The following is a 21436-nucleotide window of genomic DNA, read 5'->3' as shown; positions in this document are numbered from 1 at the left end:
TGCCAAGGCGTCGTCGGAGGTCTGCGGAGGGTCAGCGGTCGGTCACCGAGGCGAGCGTTTCGGCCAGCGTCCGCCAGATCTCCGAAGCCAGGTCGACGTTGTGCGACTCCTGCACCTGCCGGGCGAGGTCCTGCAGGTTGCGGATGCCGTCGGCCTTCTCGCCCTGGAGGATCAGGATGCGGTTGAGCAGCATGGTGACCCGGACGAAGTCGCGGAACGCCAGCGCCGGCGCGCCCGCGAGGACCTCCTCGGCGTACGCGCGCGCGGTGGCCAGGTCGTCGTCGAAGAAGGCGACCTGGGCCTGCAACGCCCGGAACTCCTGGCGCTGCAGGGGCGTGCCGAGGACGTTGAGGATCGGCGCGACCGTCTCCAGGCGGCGCTTCGCGTGGATGGTGTCGGGCTGCTGCTGTTGCAGGCACAGCGAGGCGAAGGCCAGGTGCAGGCGGATCCACAGGGGAACGTCGTCGCGGGCCTCGAGCGCGGCGAGGGCGTCGTTGAGCAGGCTCAGCGCCGTCAGCGAGTCGCCCTGCCGGCCCCGGACCGTCGCGGCCGCCCACAGCGCCTGTACGCGCAGGCTGCCGCCGGTCTCGGAGTCGCACAGCCCGAGCAGGATGTCGGTGTGTTCGCGGGCGTCGGTCAGCAGGCCGGCCTCGGCCTCGGCGGAGACCAGCACGAGCAGCGCGGCGGCCCGGTCGGGTACGGCGACCTGGTGGGCGTCGGCGAGGTGGACCGCCTCGCGGGCGTAGCGGCCGGCGCCGGCGTTGTCGCCGCGCGCCCGCATGCACCGGGCGAGCTGGGTGCGGGCCCGCACCTGCAGTCTGGGCTCGTCGAGGGCGTCGCTGAGCTGGACGAGGTCCACGAGCTGCTCGGACTGCTCCGGGTAGCGGCCCTGGCTGCCCAGCATCTCGGCCAGCAGCCAGATGGCCTGCCAGCGCAGGTCGGGGTCGCGGTCGTCGGCGGCCTTGATGGCGTCGGCGAGCAGCTCGGCGGTCGCGGTCGGCCGCGGCCCCGAGGTCACCTCCAGCATGACGCGCGCCAGCGGGGGCGCCTTGGCCGGTTCGAACGAGTCCAGCGGCACCTTCAGCTTGCGGGCCAGGTACGCCACGATGCGCGGGGTCGGCGGCCGGGCGCCGCCCTCCAGGCGCGACAGGTACCCCGCCGACATCTCCTCGCCGGCCAGAGTGGCCTGGGAGAGCCCGCGTTCCAGTCGCAATTCCCGCAGCCGTCTGCCGAAGTGGGGTTGTTGCAGCATTACGACCCTCTTAATCTATGATCTTCGATGTCGTGGCGAGACTGGAACGGTCCCAGTGTTCCGAAGACCTCTCGTAGAGTTAGCACGGTTTCCGGCGATTTGGCAATTTATCCCATGCAGGTGGTTGTGTTTGGCAACAAAATCTTTACAGGCGGGACGCTTCGCCGCTAGGTCCGGCCGGTGTGAGGTGGCATGAGGCCCTCTGATCTTGATAGACGGCCGTCTACCAGTTGACACGTGTCACGCATCGACGTCCGGCGTTGGAGAAAATTCCTACTGAATCAGTGTGATTTCTGCTGGTAGGGCGCCTGAAAACGTTGTCAGCCAAGGCCTCCGGCCTGCGTGCCGGGCGGGCGAACCGCAGTCAACTATTTGGCAATGACTTGGAAACCTCATCCAAAATCCTTGCCACGAATGTTGCCAATGGGCTAGCGTTCGGCGCGATCATCCATCCAACCCACGGGGGTTTCCGTGACCAGACACGTCCTGTTCCGGCTGTTCGTGATCGCGGCCGGCGCCGCGACCCTGATCGGCGCGGCCGGCCAGTCCGCCGGCGCCCAGGGCCGATGCGCCGCCCGGCAGCCTTCGCCGGCCGCTCAGGGGTGGCACTTCCTCGGCGGTGCGACGAACGAGATCGACTGGCCCTGACCCGCCGTCTCCCGCCCGCGTGTAGAGAGGAAGATCCCTTGACTCACAGACATGTCGAACTTCTCGCCGTCGGCGCCGGGCCATCCAATCTGGCACTCGCGATCGCGCTGGAGGAACTGGCCGCCGACACCCTGGCCGCCGACGCACTGATCATCGAGCAGAACGACGACATCGCCTGGCAACCCGGGATGCTGTTGTCGTGGACGCAGAGCCAGGTGTCCTTCCTCAAGGACCTGGTCACCCTGCGCAACCCGGCCAGCCGCTTCTCCTTCGTCAGCTACCTGCACAGCACGGGTCGCCTCGACGACTTCATCAACCTCGGCTCGTTCACGCCCTACCGGGCCGAGATCTCCGGCTACCTGAAATGGGTGGCGGGCTCACTGTCACGCGTACGCGTCGAGTTCGGGCGTACGGCGCGGCGCATCGTTCCGCAGCTGGACGCCGACGGCACGCCGACCAGCTGGGTCGTGCACCTGGCCGACGGCTCCACGATCGAGTCCCGCTACCTCGTCATCGGGGCCGGCCGCGACGCCCACGTCCCCGAGGTGCTGGCCGACATCCCGCGCCGGTTCCTCATCCACAGCACCGAGTACACCTCCCGCATCGCCGCGCTGGACCCGGCCGGCGCGCACCGCATCCTCGTCCTGGGCGGCGCGCAGAGTGCCGCCGAGATGCTGTGGGCGACGCACGAGCAGTTCCCCAACGCCGAGCTGACCATGGTCATGCGGTCGATCGGGCTGCTCGCCTACGACGGCAGCAAGTTCACCAACGAGCTGTACTACCCGGGATTCATCGAGGAGTTCTACAACTCCCTGCCGGCCGCGCGCGAGCAGATGCTGCAGGAGATGCACCGGTCCAACTACGCGGGCCTCGCGCCCGGGCTGCTGGACAGTCTCTACCGGACGATGTACCTGCAGCGGCTGTCGGGCAACCAACGCATGCGCATGGTCACCATGGCTGACGTCGTCGAGGCGAAGGCCGGCGACGACGAGGTGGTGCTGACGGTCAAGGACCGGCGTACCGGCCAGATCGAACAGCACACGGCCGACGTGCTCCTGCTGGGCACCGGATTCGTGCGGGCGATGCCCCGGCTCGTCCGCCAGCTCAGCGAGTCTCTCGGCATGACCGACGTGGCGGTCACCCGCCACTACCGGCTCGACCACGGACCGGTGAAGCCCGGCTCGGCCCTGTGCTACCTGCAGGGCGTCAACGAGTCCACGCACGGCATCGCCGACTCGCTCCTCAGCGTGCTCGCGGCGCGGTCCGGCGAGATCACCGCCGACCTGATCGCTCACGAGCGCCGGCACATCGCCCCGGCCACCGTCACCACCATCCCGCAGCAGAAGGGGGTCTCCACATGGAAATCCGCGGCCTAGAGCGTGCACAGCTGGTCCACGAGAACGGCCTGGACGCGCAGCGTCTGCTGCCGTGGCCCGTCCTCAACGCCCCGTTCGAGGGCTCGTGGTGCGTCATCCGGCCGGGCACGGCCTCCACTCCCCACGCCCACCACGAGTACGAGATCTTCATCGCCCTGCGCGGCAGCGCGGTCCTGGAGTCGCAGGGCGAGCGGCGGCCGTTCGTCGCCGGCGACATCGTGCACTTCACGCCGCAGAAGGAGCACAGCGTCATCAACGAGTCCGATGAGGACTTCGAGATGTACAGCGTCTGGTGGGACCTGGAGATGGCTCAGCGCTTCGCCGACCGGCACGCCGAAGGCGCGCAATGAGCACATCGCCCGCCGGGCGGCGTACGGTGATCATCGCCCCGCCGCCCACTCCCAACGGCGATCTGCACGTCGGCCACATGGCGGGGCCCTACCTCGCCTGCGACGTGTACGCGCGCTACCTGCGGGCCGCCGGCCGGCCGGTGATCTACACGACCGGCACCGACGACAGCCAGACCTACGTCGTCGCCAGTGCCCGCCGGGCCGGAACGACGCCGGAGGAACTGGCCGCCCGCTGCTGGAACCAGATCCGCGACACCCTCGACGCGGCGGGGGTCGCCGTCGACGGGTTCGCCCCGTTCGACGACGGCTACCGCAAGACGGTCCTGGACTTCGTCGGCGCGCTGCACGCGGCCGGCCGGTTCAAGCTGCGCACCGTGCGGCTGCCCTACGTCGTGGCTACCGGCGAGTACCTCATGGAGGGGCTGGTGGCCGGCGACTGCCCGGTCTGCCTGCTGGAGAGCCGCGGGGGTCTGTGCGAGTCCTGCGGGCACCCGAACAACTTCGACGACCTGATCGGCGCCCGGTCCACGACCGACCCGACGGCCGAGGTCGCGTACCGCGAGGTCGAGATCCTCGTGCTGCCGATGGAGGAGTACCGGGGCCGGCTCGCCGCGTACTACGCGGCCAACCGGACGCGGTTCCGCCCGCACATGCTGCAGCTCATCGACGAGGCGCTCAGCCGGCCGCTGCCGGACTTCCCGGTCACCTATCCCACGCCGTGGGGCATCCCGGCGCCGTTCCCCGAGACGCCCGGGCAGACGATCAACGCCTGGGTCGAGGGGATGCCCGCCTCGATGTACTGCACCTGGTGGGCGGCCAAGGAGATGGGCGAGCGCGCCGAGAGCTTCGACGAGCAGTGGCTCGCCGAGAACGACATCGCGCTGGTGTACTTCCTCGGCTTCGACAACGCGTACTTCTGGGGCATGACGCACCTGGCCCTGCTGATGGCGCACGGCGACCGGTACGTCGTGCCGGACGCGATCGTCTGCAACGAGTTCTACGAGCTGGAGAACGAGAAGTTCTCGACAAGCCGGGGCCACGTGGTATGGACCCGGGACCTGGTCGCGGAGGTCCCCCGCGACCTGGTCCACTTCTACCTCGCGCTCACCGCGCCGGAGCACTCCCGGACGAACTTCAGCCGGGCGGGTCTGGACAAGCTCGTCGCCGAGCGGCTGGTGAAGCCGTGGAACCGGCTCGCCGACCGGGTCGACGAACTGGGCGCGGGGCTGGACGGCGAGGCGCGGCTGGAGGTCACCCAGACCGGGCGGGAGCAGGCCGACATCATCGTCGACCGGTTCTCCCGGTCGTACGAACTGGAATCCTTCAGCCTGCACCGCGCCGCCGACGCGATCATGACCTATGTGGACCGCGTCACGAAGCAGGCGGCCGCTCCGGGCGACGTGCTGCTCGCGGCCCGGACGCTGCTCGCCTGCGCGAGCCCGATCCTCGCCGACGCCGGTGACCAGGCGAAGGCGGACGGTGTCGAGCTGGCGATCACGACGCGCAGCACGGTCAAGGAGATCGCGCCGTTCCGGTTGCCCCGGATGCGGGTTTCCGTATCCGCGGTTGTCGGAGAAAATGTGCCCGCAGTTACGGGTGCAAGATGATCAATATGAGGGAGCAGCATGACTGACACTGTGGTCGCCGAAACCCCCGCGGCCGCTCTGCCAAAACCCAACCGGGCGGAGCGGCTGATCGTACCGGCGACCTTCATCACCAACCTGGGTAACGGGATCCAGCTGACCGCTGTGTCCTACCTGGTCTTCACCACGAAGGACACCACCCTCTCGGTCGGCTGGCTCTTCATCGCGGTCGCCATCCCGCAGGTGGCCCTCTCGCTGTTCTTCGGCCGGCTCGCCGACCGGGTGGACCGGCGTACGCTCGCCGTGATCGCCGACGTCGGCAGTGCCGCGGTCGCGATCGGGCTGCCGGTGTGGCTGCACTTCGGCGGGGCGGCGGACATAGCGTCCTATGTGGTCAGTTTCGCCCTGGCGATCCTGTCGGCGCTCTTCCTGCCGGCGAGCAGCGCCCTGATCAAGGAACGGATCCCGGAGGGGCGACTCGGCCACTTCAACGCGAACTTCGAGATCGCGCTGCAGGCCGGTACGCTGCTGTCGGCGGCGATCGGCGGTTGGGTCATCGCGGCGGTCGGGGTCAACCCGCTGTTCTACTTCAACGGCATCACGTTCGTCGGCTCGGCGATCCTGCTGCTGCTCGTCGGCAAGCGGGCACCGGAGCTGATCTCGGCTGCGGCCGACGCCGCCAAGACCGCCGCCGCGGCCGTCCAGCAGCCGATCAAGCGGCTGGCGCTGCTGTACGCGATCGGCAACATCGTGATCATCGTCGGCAACACGATCCTGATCGTGCTGGTGATCCAGGGCTTCAAGAGCGACATCGGCATCCTGGGTGTCACCGACGCCGCGTTCGGCATCGGCGTACTGTTCGCCGCCTGGTCGTTCAAGAAGCTCAACGCGAAGTTCACCACCGCCCGGGTGGCCCTGATCGGCTACATCGCGTTCGCGACCGTGCTGGCGCTGGAGACGACCAACCTCTGGGTCCTCATCGGCATCATCCCGTTCGCCGGCCTCACCTTCGGGCTGGCCCGCATCGCCGCGCGTACGTCGCTGATGAAGGCCTCGCCGGAGAGCCGGGTCGGCTTCATCTTCGGCGCCACCAACGCCTTCGGCCTCGCGGCGGGAACCATCGCGACCATCTCCATCTCGCTGCTGATCGACAACTCCGACGTGCGCTACGGCTTCTACGCCCTGGCGTCGCTGGTCGTCGTGATCGCGGCGATCACCGTGGCTTCGCTGCCGAAGTCGGCCACGAAGACCGAAGCCACCGCCTAGAAAGGAGCAGAGTGATGAAGTTGCTCGCTATCGAGGCACGCCAGAACGCCACCTACTACCTCTCCCGCTACCAGCAGGTCGAGGCGCTCGGTGCGGAGTTGTTCGTGCTCAACGGGGAAGGCAGCGAGGACTTCTGGCCCCAGCCGCGCTATCGGGTCGCCGGTTCCAAGAAGATCGACGACATCGTGGCCGCGGCGGCCGCCTGGCACGCCGAGGAGAACTTCGAGGGCGTCATCACGTTCTCGGAGTCCGGCGTCGTGACCGTGGCGGTGGTGGCCGAAGCGCTGAAACTGCCGAGTGTGGGCTTCGAGGCCGCCGTGGCCAGCCGCAACAAGCTGCTCATGCGGCAGGCGCACGAACGGGGCGGCGCGCCGCACCCCTCCTTCCGCTTCGTGCCCGACGTCGAGTCGGCGCTGGCGGCGGGGGAGGAGTACGGCTACCCGGTCATCCTCAAGCCGACCCTCGGCGCGGCGAGCAACTTCGTCTTCCGCGTCGACGACGCGGACGAGATGCGCCAGCGCTTCGCGGACGCGCTCACCGGCATCGAGTCGATGTCGTGGGTGCTGATGGAGGCCGACGGCCTGGACCTGGGCCCGAACGGGCTGCTCGTGGAGTCCTTCCTGGACGGACACGAGCACCTGATCGAGGCGCTGGCCTGGGACGACGAGGTGTATCTCGGCTCCATCGTGGACCGGGTGACCGTCGAGGGCGACACCTTCGACGACGACGTGCACCACGCGCCGACCGGGCTCACCCCCGAGCAGGTCGCCGCGGTGCACCGCGTGGTGAAGGCCGCCGCCCACGGGCAGGGCCTGCGCCGCGCGGTCATGCACGCCGAGATCCGCTTCCACCGGGGCGAACCGCACATCCTCGAGATCGCGGTCCGCCCCGGTGGCGGGGGTCTGGACTACATGGCCCGCATCAGCGCGGGCTACGACCCGATCCAGTCGGTCGTCGACGTCGCGCGCGGCGTCGCGCCCAAGGTCGGGCACTTCGCGCCGACCGAGGTGCACACGGCGGCCATGTGCCTCATCTCCAAGGCCGGCACGATCGCCTCGGTCGAGGTGCCGCCGGAGGTCGCGGCCGCCGAGGAACTGTTCTTCCTCAAGGTCACGGCCAAGCCCGGCGACGTCATCCGCCGGCCGCCGGACGGCAACAGCATCCTCGGGTTCATCGGGGCGAAGGGCACGTCGCTCGACGACACCCTCGAGACCGCGACCGCGTTCGCCAACCGGATCTCCGTGACTCTCTCCTAGAGGCACCGCCCAGCACCACAACCGATCCGCACGACACCGCCGAGCGCCGCCACCGCGGCGCCGGTCGGTGCTGCCCTCGATCCGCCTGTACGCGGGCGGAAGAGGCCTTTCCGGACCAGACGTTGGGAGACGACTGTGCGACACCAGACGCGACGGCGCTACCTGATGTGCCCGCCGACCCACTTCGGCGTGACCTATTCGATCAACCCGTGGATGCACGTGGGCAAGCCCGTCGACGCGGACCTCGCCGTGCACCAGTGGGAGACCCTGCGCGACCTGTACCTGTCCTTCGGCCACGAGGTCGAGCTCATCGACCCGGTGCCCGGCCTGCCCGACATGGTGTTCACCGCCAACGGCGCGACGGTCGCCGACGGTCGCGTACTGATGGCGAAGTTCCGGCACGAGGAGCGCGCGGCCGAGGCCGACGCCTTCCGGGCCTGGTTCGCGCAGCGCTCCTTCCGGGAAGTACGCGATCCCGAGCGCATCAACGAGGGCGAGGGCGACCTGCTGGTGGACGGCGGGATCGTGCTGGCCGGCACGGGTTTCCGGACCGACATCGAGGCGCACGAAGAGGTGCGGAGGTTCTTCGGCCGCCCGGTGATCACCCTGAACCTGGCCGACCCGCGGTTCTACCATCTCGACACCGCGCTGGCCGTGCTCGGCCACGGCCAGATCATGTACTACCCGGCCGCCTTCTCCTCCGCGAGCCGGGACGTGCTCGCCGCCCTCTATCCCGACGCCATCATCGCGACCGACGCCGACGCGGAGGTCTTCGGCCTGAACGCGGTCAGCGACGGCCGCAACGTCGTCCTGCCCCAGCCCGCCACACACCTGATCGGCGAGCTGCGCAAGCGGGGCTTCCAGCCGCACGGCGTGGACATCTCGGAGCTGCTCAAGGCGGGCGGCGCGGTCAAGTGCTGCACCCTCGAACTGCGCGGCGCAAAGCCCTCGGGCGTGCACGAGTAGCAGACGGAAACGGAGAACCCATGGTCAACTACGACGGCAGGCGGTTCCGCAACACCGCGTACGCCGCGGACGAGGCGCCGCTGGCCATCTACCGGCAGCAGGGCGACCTGCTCTGGGGCGACTTCGCCGGCGGCGACGTACGCCGGGGCTCGCTCACCGGAGTGAGCGATGTGGACGGCATCCTCGACTTCACCTACACGATGGTCCTGGCCGACGGCGAGGTCGTGGCCGGTCGCTGCCACAGCGAGCCGCTGGTCCTCGACGACGGGCGCATCCGCCTGGTCGAGACGTGGGAGCGCTACGGCGACGGCGCGTCCACCGGCGTCTCGGAGCTGGAGGAGGTCCGGTGACCGCGGACGACGTGAACGGCCGCGTCCAGGGCGGCACGGTGACCTGGGCGTGCACCACCGGCTTCGCCCCGGTCTTCATCTTCCCCTTCACCCCCGGCGACTACTACGGCGTGGCGAACCTGCACGAGTTCCAGGTGCTGCTCTACCGGCCGCTGTACTGGTACGGCTCGGGCGGCCAGCCGGTCGTCGACTACGAGCGCAGCCTCGGCGAGCCGCCGGAGTGGGCCGAGGACGGCCGGACGGTCACCGTCACGATCAAGCCGTACGCGTGGTCGAACGGCGAGGTCGTCAACGCCGACAACGTCCTGCTGTGGATGCACCTGCTGCTGGCCGAGAAGGAGAACTTCGGCGGCTACACGCCCGGCTACTTCCCGGACAACGTGACGTCGTTCGCGAAGGTCGCCGAGGACAAGGTGAGCTTCACGTTCGACAAGGCGTACTCGCGCAACTGGGTGCTGATGAACCAGCTCAGCACCATCACTCCGCTGCCGCGGGCCTGGGACCGGACCGAAGCCGGCCCGGCCGACGCCACCCACGACCCGGCCCAGGCCTCGGCCGTGTACGCGTACCTGCGCAAGCAGAACGACGACCGGTCGACGTGGGACTCCAGTCCGATCTGGAGCGTGGTCAACGGTCCCTGGAAGCTGCGCACCTACACGATCGACGGGTTCGAGGGCGAGGCCGTCCTCGTCCGCAACGACGCGTACTCGGGGCCGAACAAGGCGTACCTGGACGAGTTCCGGCTCATCCCGACGGCCACCGACGAGGAGGAGTACGAGCTGCTGGGCAAGGGCGGCGCGCAGGTCGGCTTCCTGCCGTTCAGCAAGGTCACCGAGCCCGGCGACCCGGTGGCCGGCGGCCCGAACCCGCTGTCGGAGCGGTACACGCTCGTCCCGCAGCTCACGTACAAGATCCACTACTTCCCGATCAACTTCAACAACCCGACGCTGGCCGGGAAGATGTACCGGCAGCTCTACGTCCGCCAGGCGATCCAGTCCTGCCTGGACGTCGACGGGGCGATCCGCGACATCTACAAGGGCTACGGCTACGCCACCACCGGCCCGATCCCGCGGCTGCCCGACAGCCCGCTGATCTCGCCGGCGGCGCACGAGCACCCGTACCCGTTCGATGTGGACCACGCCCGGGCCGTGCTCGCCGAGAACGGCTGGGACACCGGCCAGACCCCGGCGGTGTGCGTACGCCCCGGGACGGGTGAGGGTGAGGCGGGCGAGGGGATCAGCGCGGGTGACCGGCTGACCTTCCACCTGCGCTACGCCAAGGGCCACGCCACCCTGACCCAGCTGATGCAGAAGTTCTCCGCGGACGCGGCCCTGGCCGGCATCGAGATCACCCTGGAGGAGGTGCCGGCGAACATCCTCGTGCTGGAGGACACCACCTGTACGCCGGGACCGGACTCGCCGTGCCTGTGGCAGTTCAGCGACTGGAACGGCGGCTGGGGCTACGGCCCGGCCTACTACCCGACCGGCGAGGGCCTCTACGGCACCGGATCGCCGGTCAACTTCGGCAGCTACAGCGACCCGAAGGCCGACGAGCTCATCGCCCGCACCGTCGTCAGCGACGACCTGTCCGACCTGCACGAGTACCAGGACTACATCGCCCGCCAGCTGCCCGTGATCTGGATGCCGAACTTCCCGTTCCGGCTGCTGGAGGTCGACAACAACCTGCGCGGCGTCACGCCGATCAACCCGTACGGGCTCATCAACCCCGAGGACTGGCACTACGTCGAGCAATGATCACGGGGAGACGAGGAATGCACGACCACCCGGCGCACAGCGTCGTGGCCCTCGACGGCACGCCGTCGAGGGCCACGGGCGGGCCGGACCGGCCGACGGGCACCTACGGCCGGATCATCGACCTGCTGGACACCAGCGGAGCCCGCTACCGGCTCATCGAGCACGGCCCCGAGGGCCGTACCGAGGCGGCCAGCCTGCTCCGCGACAACCCACTTGCCAAAGCAGCCAAGTGCATCGTGATCCGCGTCAGTCTGACCAAGAAAGGCCGGCGCTACGTGCTCGCCGTCGTGCCGGGCGACCGCAAGGTCGACCTCGACGAGGTGAGCCGGGTCGTCGGCGGAACGAAGGCCGCCTTCGCCAGCCGCGAGGTCGCCGAACGCATGTCCGGCAGTGTCAGCGGCTCGATCCCGCCGCTGTCGTTCCATCCCGAGCTGGATCTCATCGTCGACGAGAGCCTGCTCAAGCTGGACGAGTTCTTCTTCAACGCCGCCCGGCTCGACCGGTCGGTGGCCCTGGCCGTCGACGACTACCTCGTCCTGGCCCGCCCGCGCGTCGAGCGGATCGCGGCGTGAGCGTACGCACGCCCGGTCGCGGCAGTCGCCCGAGCGCACCGGCCCGAACGCGAAAGAGAGGTTCGACATGAGCACCGACGAGATCGTCCTGCTGCTGGGCAGCGGCGGGCAGCCCTACCGGGAGTACCTGCTCTCGGCGGCCGCCGACACCGCCGCCGTCTGGCTGCTGGAGGGCGCCGAGCCGACCTGGCAGGCGCGCTACGTACGCGGCGCCAGCGTCGTGCCGCTGCTGGACCGGGCCCGGCTCATCCCCGACCGCGAGCAGCTGATCAAGACCGCCGACGAGCTGGCCGCCACGCACAAGGTGATCGGCGCGTTCTCGTGGGACGAGACGCTGGTCGTCACCGCCGCGCACATCACCGACCGGCTCGGCCTGCCCGGGCTCACCCTGGACGGCGTGGAGAACTGCCGCAACAAGCACAACACCCGCCAGGTGCTCACCGCCGCCGGGCTCGTGCAGCCGCGGTTCGCGTACGTCACCTCGGTCGAGGAGGCGGCGAGCAAGGCCGCGGAGTTCGGCTACCCGGTCGTGCTCAAGCCCCGCGGCATGGGCGCGAGCATCGGGGTCATCCGCGCCGACGGCCCCGACGACGTCGCCCACGCGTTCGCCGTGGCCGAGGCCGGCAGCTACGGCGGGTCGCCGTCCTACGAGGGCGGCGTCCTGGTCGAGGAGTTCCTCACCGGCCCCGAGATCAGCGTCGACGGCGCCGTGGTGGGCGGCGCGTACACGCCGATGTTCCTGGCCCACAAGCAGATCGGCCTCGAACCCTACTTCGAGGAGGTCGGCCACGTCGTCGACGCCGCCGATCCGCTGCTGTCCGACGAGGCGCTGCTGGCCACGCTGCGTACCGCGCACGAGGCCCTCGGGGTCAAGGACGGCATCACGCACACCGAGGTCAAGCTGACCCCGCGCGGGCCGGCGATCGTCGAGGTCAACGCGCGCCTCGGCGGCGACCTCATCCCGTACCTCGGCAAGCGGGCCACCGGCATCGACCCCGGCCGCGCGGCCGTCGCCATCGCCACCGGGCGTACGCCGGAACTGGCCGCCACGAAGACGACGGCGGTCGGGATCCGGTTCTGCTACCCGCCGGCGAACGGCACCGTCCGCGCGATCCACGTCCCGGCCGAGGGTACGCTGCCCGGCCTGGTCGAGACCCGGGCGATCGTCGCCGACGGGGCGGTCCTGCGGCTGCCGCCGGACGGCTACATCACCCGGTACGCGTACCTGATCGCCGAGGCCGCGACGCCGGCCGAGGTGACTGCCATCCTCGACGAGGCGGCCGCGCTGGTCTCCATCGACCTCGACGGGATTCCCGGTGACTGACGGCCCGCGGGTGGCGGTCGTCGGCGGCGGGATCGCCGGCGCCCTGCTGGCCTGGCGGCTGTCCGGCCACCGGGTCGACGTCTACACCGGACCGGTCCGCTCCGACGCCACCGCGGCGTCGGGCGGGCTGGTCCGCGCCTTCGAAGCCGACGAGGCCGCCTGCCGGGACGCTCTGGCCAGCCTGACCGAGCTGCTCGGCGACGCGCGGCTGCGGGAGTGGGCGCAGTACCGCGAGAGCGGCTCGCTGTACCGGCTGCCGGCCGGCGACGGCGAGACCGCCGCGGCGCGGGTCGCCCTGATCGAGCAGGCGCTGCCCGGCTCGGCCGAGGTGATCGAACCGCCGCACCCGCTGCTGGCCGCGCTCGGCGAGCCGGCCGTGGCCGTCGTCGAACGGCAGGCCGGCAACATCTCGCCGCACGCGCTGCGCAACGCCGCCCTGGCCCACAGCGGCGCCACGGTCTGCCCGGAGCCGGTCGCGGCGGTCGTCGCCGACGGGGTGATCCTCGCCGACGGCCAGGGCCGCGACTACGACGCCGTGGTCGTCTCCGCCGGCGCGTGGACGCCGAAGCTGCTCGCCGCGAGCGGCCTGCCCGACCCGGCGCTGCGGACCAAGCAGATCCAGTACAGCGTGTTCCCCCGCGCGGGCTCGGTCGACCGGCCCTTCGTCGACGACATCACCGGCCTGTATGGACGGACGTTCGCCGACGGGACGCTGCTGCTCGGACTGCCCGGGCAGCGGTGGGACGTCGACCCGTCGGCCCTGACGGTGGACGCTCCGCTCGCCACCCGCGTACGCCAGGTCGCCGCCGACGTGCTCGGCGACCGGCACACCGGCGCCCCCGACCGCATCGTGGTCGCGGCGGACTGCTACCACGGGGACCCCGGGCTGCGCCTGCGGCCGGTGCCCGGCGGTGGCAGCCTGTTCACATTCACCGGCGGCAGCGGCGGTGCGGCGAAGACGGCCGTGGCCGCCAGTCGCACGGCCGCGTCAGCCCTGCTCACTAGGATTGATGCATGACCGTACTTCCCCCCGGCCGGAGCGCCATCTACCAGGTCCTCGTCGTCGGATACACCAGCGCGACCGGACCGGGCGCCCCGCACGCCGGCACCCAGGCGACGGTGTCCTACCTGCGCGACACCTCACCCGAAGGCGTGCGCCACATCGTCATCGACCCCGGCATGGTGGAGAGCCGTTCGCTGATCCTCGACCCGCTCGCCGAGCTGGGCCTGACCGCCGACGACATCACCGACGTGGTGCTCAGCCACCACCACCCGGACAACATCATGAACGCCGGCCTGTTCGCGAAGGCCTGGGTGCACGACCACAAGGCCAGCTACCGCGACCAGGAGTGGGTCGACCGCGAGGTCGAGGACCTGCACATCTCCGACTCGATCCGGTTCGTGAAGACCCCCGGCCACAGCCCGCAGGACATCACCGTCCTCGCCGGTACGCCCGACGGTGTCGTCGCGTTCGTCGGGGACCTGTGGTGGTGGCCGGACGGCCCGGTCGAGGACCCGATCGCCGACAACGCCCTGCTCTCCCAGAGCCGCAAGGCCCTCCTGGAGCTGGGGCCGGACGTCATCGTCCCCGGGCACGGCCCGGCCTTCACGCCCGACGAGACGACGCCCGCCTGATGCTCGCGACCACCGCCGCGCCGACGCTGACCGTTCTGCGGTCGGCGTCGGCGCGGTTCACCGAACTCGGCAACGTGGACCGCAGCTGGAACCGGTACGCCGAGGCGACCGCCCCCGCGATCGACCTCTCCCTCGCCGAGCACCGCGAAGCCACCCTGACCTGGCTCAACTCGTGGGCGTGCCGCATTCCGCGGGGGCCCGGGTTCGGCGACGGGGTGGCCGCCTGGTGGTCCACGCTGGACCTGCCGGCCGCGGCCGGGCTGCTGTCCCTGTCCGACAGCGAGGCCGACGCGATCGGGGTGGCGTTCGACGGTCTCGCCGAGATCCGGGTCGGCCGCCGCCGGGTCGGTCCCACGGCCGCCGCCAAACTGCTGTACGCGTTGCGCCCCCACGGAATCATGCCGTGGGACGCGGCGATCGCGGGCTGGCTGCACGGCGCCCGGGACGGCCGTGCGTTCGCCGCCCACCAGAAGCTGGGGCGGGACTGGGCCCGCACGCTCGTCGAGGCGACGGGGACCGCCGAGGAGCAGCTGCCGCAGCTCATCGGCCGGCCGTCGGTGTCGCTCGCCAAGCTGCTCGACGAGTACACCTACCTCATCGCCAACAACCGGATGGCGCCTGCCGGCTGATCACACTCAACGCAGGTAGTGATCACGCTCAACGCAGGTAGAAGGCCTCGATCGGGATGTGGGCCTCCTCGTAGAGCGCCGGACCCTCCTGCTGGACGTCGGGCCGGTCGGAGTCCGGGTTCAGCTCGATGAGCTGGTCGGTGCTGAGGGCGTACACGACCCGGCCGAGGCCGGACCGGACGATGCCGCCGGTGCACATGCCGCACGGCTGGCAGCTGGTGTACATCGTGGTGCGGGCCGCGACGGCGGGATCGAGTTCCCGGGCGGCCCAGCGGGCCAGCTTCAGCTCGGGGTGCGCGGCGATGTCATTGTCACGGTGGACGGTGTTGTGCTCCTCGGCGAGGATGACCCCGTCGGCGTCGGCGAGCAGCGAGCCGTAGGGCGCGTCGCCGATGGTGACGGCGTGGGCCGCGAGGGCGATCGCCCGGCGCAGGAGTACCTCGTCGGCTTCGGTGATCATGGCGCTCCCTCCGGTGCGGCCGGCCCGCGTGGCTGACCTGGTCGACTCCTGCCAGGCTACGCCGCGTACCAGGCCGGGGCCGGTCGAAGGGCGCAGCGGCGCCGGATGGGGCCCGCACGCCCCATCCTTCTCACAGCGTCAGCCGCAGTGCTCGAACGGGCTCTCGTACCAGGAGTCGCCGTACGAACCGCCCCACATGATGCATTTCCCCGGTGCCTTCACCTTCACGGGTCCGGCGTAGTAGTGGTAGTAGTCCGCGTCCACGACCCCCGGCGAGCCGTACGCCTGCACGACCGCGCGTACCCAGGCGCTGTTGCCGGCCGCACCGGTCTTCCAGGTGATCACGCAGTCCGTGCTGCCGTTGTAGAGCAGGTACGTGACCGCGCTGGACCCGTACGCGTGGCTGTCGATGACGTGGTAGCTGCCGCCGCCGCAGGCCTCGATCGGCGTGGACGCGGCCAGCGCCGGACTTGTCGGCCCGACGGCCGCCGCCAGCCCGACGGCCAGCCCGGCCGCCACGGTGGCGCTTCGCTTGCTGAGACTCACTCTCCAGGACCTCCTCGTACGGATGATGATCAAGGATCGGTGCGTGATCAAGATAGGCCGCCGGGCCGCGCGGTCAAAGCCGCCCTGCCTGCGGCCCCGAAAAGCCGTGGCACGATTCCGCCCCGGGCGGGCACCATGGGCTCATGTCTTCCTGCGGCTCCGATGTGAGCGTCGACCTGTGAACCGACGTCGACCCATCCGTTGGAGCACAGGGAGAGACCTTGCACACCCTTCAGACATTCACCGACCCCGTCACCGAGATCGCCTGCGACGAATCGGGCTGGGAAGGTAGCAACTTCGCCGCCGCGAACTCCGACGTCATCGCGTACGCGAGCGTCGGGCTGACCGCGGAGGCCGCCGAGGAGTGCGTCCGCACGCTGCGCGGCTCGTCGTCCAGACCCGGCGACGAGTTCAAGGCCGGGCATCTGATGCGCTTGCGCGACGGATCGCAGCTTGCCGCGTTCCTCGGGCCGGCCGGTCCCGTCCACGGCCTCGCATGGGTGCACCTGACGCACAAGTCGTGCTTCGTCCTGCGGCGCGCGTTCGACATCTTCCTCGGGGACTTCGCCGATACGCGCAGCCTCGGCCTGCGGCCCGACGAGCGGCTGTCCCGACAGGCGGCCGAGCTGTGCCGGACGGGACCCGACGCCTACGGTCGGGAACCCTGGCAGGCGTTCCTCCTCACGGCCAACGCCGTGCTGCGGGCGAACCGCCATCCCCAGGTGCACGCCCCGGTCGACGCGTTCTTCGCCGCATTGGACGTCCTTCGGCGCAGCCGCGGCAGCGACATCCTCGACGAACTGCACGACGCCCGCGCCGGCGCGTACGCGGCCCGGACCCGGCTGCTCGACGGGCATGTCCTGCACCCCGTCCTGGAACCCCTGATCCCCGCCCTGGTACGCACAGCGCTGCACTGGAGCGGGGGAGAGCGGCCGATCGCGATCGTCCACGATGAACAGTCCGCGCTGACTGAGCGACGGATGCACCTCATGGAACAAGTTCTCGCCGAGCCGCCGATCGAGGCGATCCGCCGCCCGGAACACGGCCGCTTCCTGCGGTTGCGGCAGGCGGATTCGCGTACCGAGCCGCGGGTGCAGGTCGCCGATCTGCTGGCCGGTGTGGCCCGGAAGATCGCCTCGGACAGTCTGCGCGGGGCGGCCGATCCCGCGCTGACCGCCGCGCTGCGGCCGTATCTCGATCCGGCCTCCTGCTGGTGCGGCCGTTCACCGCTGGCGGAGGAGGGAAGCCTGTTCAGATGACTTCCGGCGCGAGTGGATTGACATAGGCCGGCTTCCTCGACGGGTCAGGGAACGGCGCGGGTCCGTACTGCGCCCCGTAGACCCGCACATCGGCCCATACGTAGTTCTCGGTGTCCAGCTGTCTGGCCACGCAGGTGAACGCCTACTCGATCGTGTCGGCGTCCTGCGCCTCGGCGCCGTAGAGGCTCACCCGTGGAAACATGACCGGGCTGAGCAGATAGGGGATGCGGCCGGGTGCGGGCTTGTTGGCGACCGACCGTTGCAGGACGTCGACTATCGCGCGGCCCATGTCGGCGAGTTCGTCCGGGCTCAGCCACAGCACGGCCTGCCGGTAGCCGACTCCGTCGGCCACCGGGTCGGCGCCGTCACTGTCCAGGTAGGCCTCGAACTCGGCGATCAGGACGGCCATGGCCGCGGCGAATCCGCGACGGTGGTCGTCCGGCGTCATCGTGGCGGCCATGCCGGCGTCGATCCTCGGCCGCTGCGGTCGCAGGCGGTACCGTCGCTCGACCGCTCCCCGTACGCGATGCTCGCCGGACACCTCGATGCAGCCGCCCTCGACGAGCAGGGCGAGCTGCCGGTACACCGTCACCTTCGACACGTCGGGCAGGCGGGTGCACAGCTGGTTCGTGGAGAGGTCCGGCCGGCCGGCCAGGACGGCCATGATGCGCAGGCGCACGGGATGCAGCAGCAGCTCGATGGGCTCCATCGCTGAACTGTGTCATAACTGTAACCATTATCCAAGCTGCAACAAGTGGCCACAACGTCCGGCAACTCCTCTCGACCACCGCCCGTACGAGCCGGGCCCGTCCGCGTACCGCGAGCTCGGGAGTCAGAGCAGGACGACCAGCTTGCCGGTGGTGTGCAGCGCGGCGAAGTCAGCGCAGGCCTGCGGGCCCTCGGCGAGGGTGTACCGGCGGCCGATCGTCGCGGGCAGGACGCCGCTCTCGGCGAGCCGGGCGGTGGCGGCCATGCCACCGTGGACGCCGTCCATGTCGAGCACGGCGGTGACGGTCAGATCGGGCCGGTCGAGGTCGGCGGGGGTGGGCGCGGGCAGCGTGATGGTCACCAGCCGCCCGCCGGGGCGCAGCGTACGCGCGATGCCGGCCAGCCCGTCCCCGGGCAGGGTCGCGTTGACCACGACGTCGATCCCGGCCGGGTAGCGGCGCAGGGTCTCGTCGGCGGTGTCGGTCTCGCGGTAGCGGATGATCTCGGCCGCGCCGAGTTTCCGCAGGATCTCCTCGTCGTCGGCGGTGGCTGTGGCCAGCACGCGTACGCCGGCGTTGGCCAGGACGGGGACGATCGCGGTTCCGGCACCGCCGGTGGCGCCCACGACCAGAGCCGTCTCGCCGGGCCGGAACGCGCCCGCGCCCAGGACGGCCACCGCGGTGAACCCGGCGGTGGCCAGGGCGGCGGCGTCCTCGGCCGCGAGACCGGGCGGCCGGTGGGCGACGAGGGCGGTGTCGGCTTCGATGACGGCGTACTCGGCCAGCATGCCGGTGCCCACGGAGGGACGGGTGGCGGAGGCCATGCCGCGCAGCGCCCGGGGGACCGCGACGCCGAAGATCTCGTCGCCGACCGCGTACGCCGTGACGCCCGGCCCGGTCTCGGTCACGGTGCCGGCGAAGTCGTTGCCGACGACGTGGGGGAACGTCAGATCGACGAAGTCGCGGAAGTCGCCGCGGGGAAGGCGTACATCCGCGGGGTTGATGGCGGCCGCGGCGACGCGGACCTGGAGCTGGCCGGGGCCGGGGCGGGGAATGGGCAGGTCGGCGACGGTGAGCTGGTCGGGCGGGCAGTAGTCGGTGGCGATGACGGCGCGCACGGGTGTCCCTTCAGTAAGCGGACCGCTCGGTCCGGTTATGGGGCGAGGCTACCCAGAAGCGGACCGCGCGGTCAAGTTACGGTAGGCTGGCCCGCGGAGGACGAGATGACCGAGACCCGCACGCTGCGCGCGGACGCCGCGCGCAACCGGCGCGAGCTGCTGCGCGCGGCCGCCGACGAGTTCCGCGAGCGCGGGCCGGACGCGTCGATCGAGAGCATCGCCCGGCGGGCCGGAATCGGCAAAGGGACGGTCTTCCGCCACTTCGCCTCCAAGGACCACCTGATGGCCGCGATCGTCACCGACCGCCTGGAGGACCTCGGCGGCCTCGCGGAGTCGCTGGCCGGCGCGCCGGACGCCGGCGCCGCGCTCGCGGACTTCCTCGCCGCGAGCGCCGAGCGCCAGCAGGAGCAGAGCATGGCCTTCCTGGCCGCCGCCGACCCCGCGGTCCTGCGCGAGGCCGGCGTCGAGGAGGTCCGCGAGCGGATGTTCCAGGCGGTGTACGCGCTGGTCGACCGGGCCCGCGGGCAGGGCGCGATCCGGGCCGACGTGACGGGGCCGGACGTGGTGCTGCTGATGTGCGCCCCGACCCACGTGGCCGAGCCGCTGGCGAAGGCGTCGCCGGACCTGTGGCGGCGCTACCTCGCGATCATCCTGGATGGACTGCGGCCGGACGGGGCGCGCAACCTGCCGCACCCCGCCCCGCCCGCACCTCTTCCCTAGCTGCGTTCCCAGGCGACCGTTCCGCCGACGACCGTCGTCAGCACCTGCGTACGCAGGACCGCCTCCGGCGACTCGGCGTACGGGTCGGTGTCGACGGCGATGAAATCGGCCAGCATGCCGGGGGCCAGGACACCCTTGCGGCTCTCCTCACCGGCGGCGTACGCCGATCCGGCGGTGTGCGCCCGGACGGCCTCGGCCATGGTGATCCGCTGCCCGGGCTGCCAGCCCCCGGCCGGTTCGCCGCCCGGCCGGGTACGCGTGACCGCGGCGTACAGGGCGGCGAACGGGTTGGGGTCCTCGACGGGCGCGTCCGAGCCGAACGCGAGCGGGGCACCGGCGTCCAGCAGGCCGCGCCACGCGTAGGAGGCGAGGTCGTGCCCGGCGAGCAGGTCGTCGACGAGGTCGAGGTCGCTGGTGCAGTGCACCGGCTGCATCGAGGCGACGATGCCGAGCCGGGCCATCCGGGCCACGTCGGCGGGCCGCAGGTGCTGCGCGTGCTCGATCCGGTTGCGCAGGCCGGGGGTCGGCCCGACCTCCTCGTACGCGTCGAGCACCAGATGGTTCGCCCGGTCGCCGATCGCGTGGGTGGCGACCGCGATCCCGGCCTCGGCGGCGGTGCGGTAGATGCGTACCAGGTCGGGGTAGGGGACGACTTCGATGCCGTGGCCGCCGCCGGCCATCGGCGCGCTGGTGTGGCAGGTGTGCGAGCCGAGGGCGCCGTCGCTGAACACCTTCAACGGCCCGGTACGCAGCCAGTCGTCGCCCTGTCCGGTGCGGCGGCCCTCGGCGACGGCGGCCTCGAAGTGCTCCAGCCGGATCGCCTTGTGCACCCTGATCTTCAGCTGGCCGTCCGCGTGCAGCCGCCGGTACGCCTGCCAGCAGTCGTCGCCGTCGATGTCGTGCAGGCTGGTGATGCCGAGGGCGAGCAGCTTCTCCTGCCCGGTACGCAGCAGCGCGCCGAGGTCGTCGGCGGCGGTGTAGGGCCGCAGCGGATGGGTGGCGTTCTCGCGCAGGATGCCGGTCGGCTCGCCGCGCTCGTCGCGCACGATCTGGCCGCCGACCGGGTCCGGGGTGGCCGCGTCGATGCCGACGATCCGCAGAGCGGCCGAGTTCACCCAGGTCGTGTGGGCGTCGATGTTCGGCAGGGCGACCGGGTTGTCCGGGCACACCGCGTCCAGCGCGTACCGGTCCGGCTGCACGGGCGGGTCCCACACGTTGCTGTTCCAGCGCCCGCCGAGCAGCCATTCGCCGGGACGCAGCCGGGCCGCCCGGTCGGCGACGCGGGCGAGCGCCTCGGCCAGGGAACGCGTACCGCCGAGGTCGACGGTGACGAGGCCCTGCGCGTACTGGGCGGTGTGGATGTGGGCGTCGTAGATGCCGGGCAGGACGGCGGCGCCGGGCAGGTCGACCAGCTCGGCGGCCGGTCCGGCGGCCGCGCGGACCTCGCTGTCGGAGCCGATCGCGACGATCTGTCCATTCTCGACGGCCACCGCCTGTGCGCGGGGCCGGCTCTCGTCGCCGGTATGGATGACGGCGGTCCGGAAGACAGTGATGCTCATGCATCAACACCGTACCTTCGTTTCGGTTCAGGCCGAACAGTTTCGCGCATCGGCCCGCGACGGGGCAGCATGTCCCCGACGGCGTCCATGAACGAGAGGGGAACCC

The 21436-nt window shown here is 70.9% G+C and carries 22 protein-coding genes; 16 read left to right on the top strand and 6 right to left on the bottom strand.

The window, feature by feature from the left end; all coding sequences use genetic code 11:
- Positions 1 to 31: 31 nt before the first annotated feature.
- On the bottom strand, positions 32 to 1252 hold the full coding sequence (locus G401_RS0104065; protein WP_027341497.1) for a helix-turn-helix domain-containing protein: 1221 nt from the start codon (positions 1250 to 1252) through the stop codon (positions 32 to 34).
- A 471-nt stretch (positions 1253 to 1723) separates the two neighbouring features.
- On the opposite strand from G401_RS0104065, the gene G401_RS55575 reads away from it, so the two are divergent.
- The 14 genes from G401_RS55575 (at position 1724) to G401_RS0103995 (ending at position 14961) form a co-directional block, all read left to right on the top strand.
- Positions 1724 to 1900 (top strand): hypothetical protein, encoded by a 177-nt coding sequence (locus G401_RS55575; protein ID WP_157545296.1) that lies wholly within the window; start codon positions 1724 to 1726, stop codon positions 1898 to 1900.
- A gap of 38 nt (positions 1901 to 1938) precedes the next feature.
- Positions 1939 to 3276 carry a SidA/IucD/PvdA family monooxygenase gene (locus tag G401_RS43315; protein ID WP_064741677.1) on the top strand — a complete coding sequence of 446 codons (1338 nt, stop codon included), beginning with the start codon at positions 1939 to 1941 and terminating at the stop codon, positions 3274 to 3276.
- Entirely contained in the window at positions 3258 to 3626 is a 369-nt protein-coding gene (locus G401_RS0104050) for a cupin domain-containing protein (RefSeq protein ID WP_027341496.1), read from the top strand. The genes G401_RS43315 and G401_RS0104050 overlap by 19 nt, the downstream gene beginning before the upstream one ends.
- Positions 3623 to 5233 carry a class I tRNA ligase family protein gene (locus G401_RS0104045; protein ID WP_027341495.1) on the top strand — a complete coding sequence of 537 codons (1611 nt, stop codon included), beginning with the start codon at positions 3623 to 3625 and terminating at the stop codon, positions 5231 to 5233. The genes G401_RS0104050 and G401_RS0104045 overlap by 4 nt, the downstream gene beginning before the upstream one ends.
- 18 nt (positions 5234 to 5251) lie before the next feature.
- Positions 5252 to 6475 carry an MFS transporter gene (locus G401_RS43310; protein WP_034590654.1) on the top strand — a complete coding sequence of 408 codons (1224 nt, stop codon included), beginning with the start codon at positions 5252 to 5254 and terminating at the stop codon, positions 6473 to 6475.
- Positions 6476 to 6489: 14 nt separating this feature from the next.
- Positions 6490 to 7731, top strand: a complete 1242-nt coding sequence (locus tag G401_RS0104035) for an ATP-grasp domain-containing protein (RefSeq protein ID WP_027341494.1) — start codon at positions 6490 to 6492, stop codon at positions 7729 to 7731.
- 24 nt (positions 7732 to 7755) lie between these two features.
- On the top strand, positions 7756 to 8697 hold the full coding sequence (ddaH, locus tag G401_RS0104030) for a dimethylargininase (RefSeq protein ID WP_407636823.1): 942 nt from the start codon (positions 7756 to 7758) through the stop codon (positions 8695 to 8697).
- Positions 8698 to 8717: 20 nt separating this feature from the next.
- A complete protein-coding gene (locus G401_RS0104025) occupies positions 8718 to 9047 on the top strand; it encodes a hypothetical protein (protein ID WP_027341492.1) in 330 nt (109 codons plus the stop codon).
- Positions 9044 to 10801 (top strand): ABC transporter substrate-binding protein, encoded by a 1758-nt coding sequence (locus tag G401_RS0104020; RefSeq protein WP_027341491.1) that lies wholly within the window; start codon positions 9044 to 9046, stop codon positions 10799 to 10801. Before G401_RS0104025 ends, G401_RS0104020 begins: the two co-directional genes overlap by 4 nt.
- A 17-nt stretch (positions 10802 to 10818) precedes the next feature.
- Complete coding sequence (locus G401_RS0104015) at positions 10819 to 11373, top strand: YbaK/EbsC family protein (RefSeq protein ID WP_084556798.1); 555 nt, start codon at positions 10819 to 10821, stop codon at positions 11371 to 11373.
- Positions 11374 to 11440: 67 nt separating this feature from the next.
- Positions 11441 to 12697: an ATP-grasp domain-containing protein gene (locus tag G401_RS0104010; RefSeq protein WP_027341489.1), complete on the top strand. Its 1257-nt coding sequence runs from the start codon at positions 11441 to 11443 to the stop codon at positions 12695 to 12697.
- Positions 12690 to 13715 carry an NAD(P)/FAD-dependent oxidoreductase gene (locus tag G401_RS0104005; RefSeq protein WP_027341488.1) on the top strand — a complete coding sequence of 342 codons (1026 nt, stop codon included), beginning with the start codon at positions 12690 to 12692 and terminating at the stop codon, positions 13713 to 13715. Before G401_RS0104010 ends, G401_RS0104005 begins: the two co-directional genes overlap by 8 nt.
- Entirely contained in the window at positions 13712 to 14332 is a 621-nt protein-coding gene (locus tag G401_RS0104000; RefSeq protein WP_027341487.1) for an MBL fold metallo-hydrolase, read from the top strand. The genes G401_RS0104005 and G401_RS0104000 overlap by 4 nt, the downstream gene beginning before the upstream one ends.
- Positions 14332 to 14961, top strand: coding sequence for a hypothetical protein (locus G401_RS0103995; protein WP_034590651.1), 630 nt, complete (start codon positions 14332 to 14334; stop codon positions 14959 to 14961). Before G401_RS0104000 ends, G401_RS0103995 begins: the two co-directional genes overlap by 1 nt.
- 28 nt (positions 14962 to 14989) lie before the next feature.
- Here the strand turns inward: G401_RS0103995 and G401_RS0103990 are convergent, their stop codons facing one another.
- Entirely contained in the window at positions 14990 to 15421 is a 432-nt protein-coding gene (locus G401_RS0103990; protein WP_027341485.1) for a nucleoside deaminase, read from the bottom strand.
- A gap of 138 nt (positions 15422 to 15559) precedes the next feature.
- Positions 15560 to 15967, bottom strand: a complete 408-nt coding sequence (locus tag G401_RS0103985; RefSeq protein ID WP_051366102.1) for a hypothetical protein — start codon at positions 15965 to 15967, stop codon at positions 15560 to 15562.
- A 221-nt stretch (positions 15968 to 16188) separates the two neighbouring features.
- Between G401_RS0103985 and G401_RS0103980 the strand changes: the two genes are divergently transcribed.
- Positions 16189 to 17226: a hypothetical protein gene (locus tag G401_RS0103980; protein ID WP_027341483.1), complete on the top strand. Its 1038-nt coding sequence runs from the start codon at positions 16189 to 16191 to the stop codon at positions 17224 to 17226.
- Positions 17227 to 17368: 142 nt separating this feature from the next.
- Here the strand turns inward: G401_RS0103980 and G401_RS43305 are convergent, their stop codons facing one another.
- Positions 17369 to 17935 carry a helix-turn-helix domain-containing protein gene (locus G401_RS43305; RefSeq protein WP_051366101.1) on the bottom strand — a complete coding sequence of 189 codons (567 nt, stop codon included), beginning with the start codon at positions 17933 to 17935 and terminating at the stop codon, positions 17369 to 17371.
- 123 nt (positions 17936 to 18058) lie between these two features.
- Positions 18059 to 19051: an NADP-dependent oxidoreductase gene (locus G401_RS0103970; protein ID WP_027341482.1), complete on the bottom strand. Its 993-nt coding sequence runs from the start codon at positions 19049 to 19051 to the stop codon at positions 18059 to 18061.
- Positions 19052 to 19156: 105 nt separating this feature from the next.
- Here G401_RS0103970 and G401_RS0103965 point away from each other — a divergent pair, with 105 nt between their 5' ends.
- Complete coding sequence (locus tag G401_RS0103965; protein ID WP_027341481.1) at positions 19157 to 19771, top strand: TetR/AcrR family transcriptional regulator; 615 nt, start codon at positions 19157 to 19159, stop codon at positions 19769 to 19771.
- On the opposite strand, the gene G401_RS0103960 is transcribed toward G401_RS0103965, so the two are convergent.
- Positions 19768 to 21330 carry an amidohydrolase gene (locus G401_RS0103960; protein WP_027341480.1) on the bottom strand — a complete coding sequence of 521 codons (1563 nt, stop codon included), beginning with the start codon at positions 21328 to 21330 and terminating at the stop codon, positions 19768 to 19770. The two genes, G401_RS0103965 and G401_RS0103960, sit on opposite strands and share 4 nt — an antisense overlap.
- Positions 21331 to 21436: the final 106 nt, after the last annotated feature.

This window comes from Hamadaea tsunoensis DSM 44101 (assembly GCF_000428945.1).
GTDB lineage: Bacteria > Actinomycetota > Actinomycetes > Mycobacteriales > Micromonosporaceae > Hamadaea > Hamadaea tsunoensis.
This window is presented reverse-complemented; position numbering and strand designations above follow the sequence as displayed.

Excerpts from the sequence above, each read along its gene's own strand:
- G401_RS43310 (WP_034590654.1), top strand. The coding sequence starts at position 5,252 with ATGACTGACACTGTGGTCGCCGAAACCCCCGCGGCCGCTCTGCCAAAA.
- G401_RS0103995 (WP_034590651.1), top strand. The coding sequence starts at position 14,332 with ATGCTCGCGACCACCGCCGCGCCGACGCTGACCGTTCTGCGGTCGGCG.
- G401_RS0103990 (WP_027341485.1), bottom strand. The coding sequence starts at position 15,421 with ATGATCACCGAAGCCGACGAGGTACTCCTGCGCCGGGCGATCGCCCTC.
- G401_RS0104050 (WP_027341496.1), top strand. The coding sequence starts at position 3,258 with ATGGAAATCCGCGGCCTAGAGCGTGCACAGCTGGTCCACGAGAACGGC.
- G401_RS0104065 (WP_027341497.1), bottom strand. The coding sequence starts at position 1,252 with ATGCTGCAACAACCCCACTTCGGCAGACGGCTGCGGGAATTGCGACTG.
- G401_RS0103965 (WP_027341481.1), top strand. The coding sequence starts at position 19,157 with ATGACCGAGACCCGCACGCTGCGCGCGGACGCCGCGCGCAACCGGCGC.
- G401_RS0104015 (WP_084556798.1), top strand. The coding sequence starts at position 10,819 with ATGCACGACCACCCGGCGCACAGCGTCGTGGCCCTCGACGGCACGCCG.
- G401_RS0103960 (WP_027341480.1), bottom strand. The coding sequence starts at position 21,330 with ATGAGCATCACTGTCTTCCGGACCGCCGTCATCCATACCGGCGACGAG.
- G401_RS0104025 (WP_027341492.1), top strand. The coding sequence starts at position 8,718 with ATGGTCAACTACGACGGCAGGCGGTTCCGCAACACCGCGTACGCCGCG.
- G401_RS0104010 (WP_027341489.1), top strand. The coding sequence starts at position 11,441 with ATGAGCACCGACGAGATCGTCCTGCTGCTGGGCAGCGGCGGGCAGCCC.
- G401_RS43305 (WP_051366101.1), bottom strand. The coding sequence starts at position 17,935 with ATGGAGCCCATCGAGCTGCTGCTGCATCCCGTGCGCCTGCGCATCATG.
- G401_RS0104000 (WP_027341487.1), top strand. The coding sequence starts at position 13,712 with ATGACCGTACTTCCCCCCGGCCGGAGCGCCATCTACCAGGTCCTCGTC.
- G401_RS0104035 (WP_027341494.1), top strand. The coding sequence starts at position 6,490 with ATGAAGTTGCTCGCTATCGAGGCACGCCAGAACGCCACCTACTACCTC.
- G401_RS0104045 (WP_027341495.1), top strand. The coding sequence starts at position 3,623 with ATGAGCACATCGCCCGCCGGGCGGCGTACGGTGATCATCGCCCCGCCG.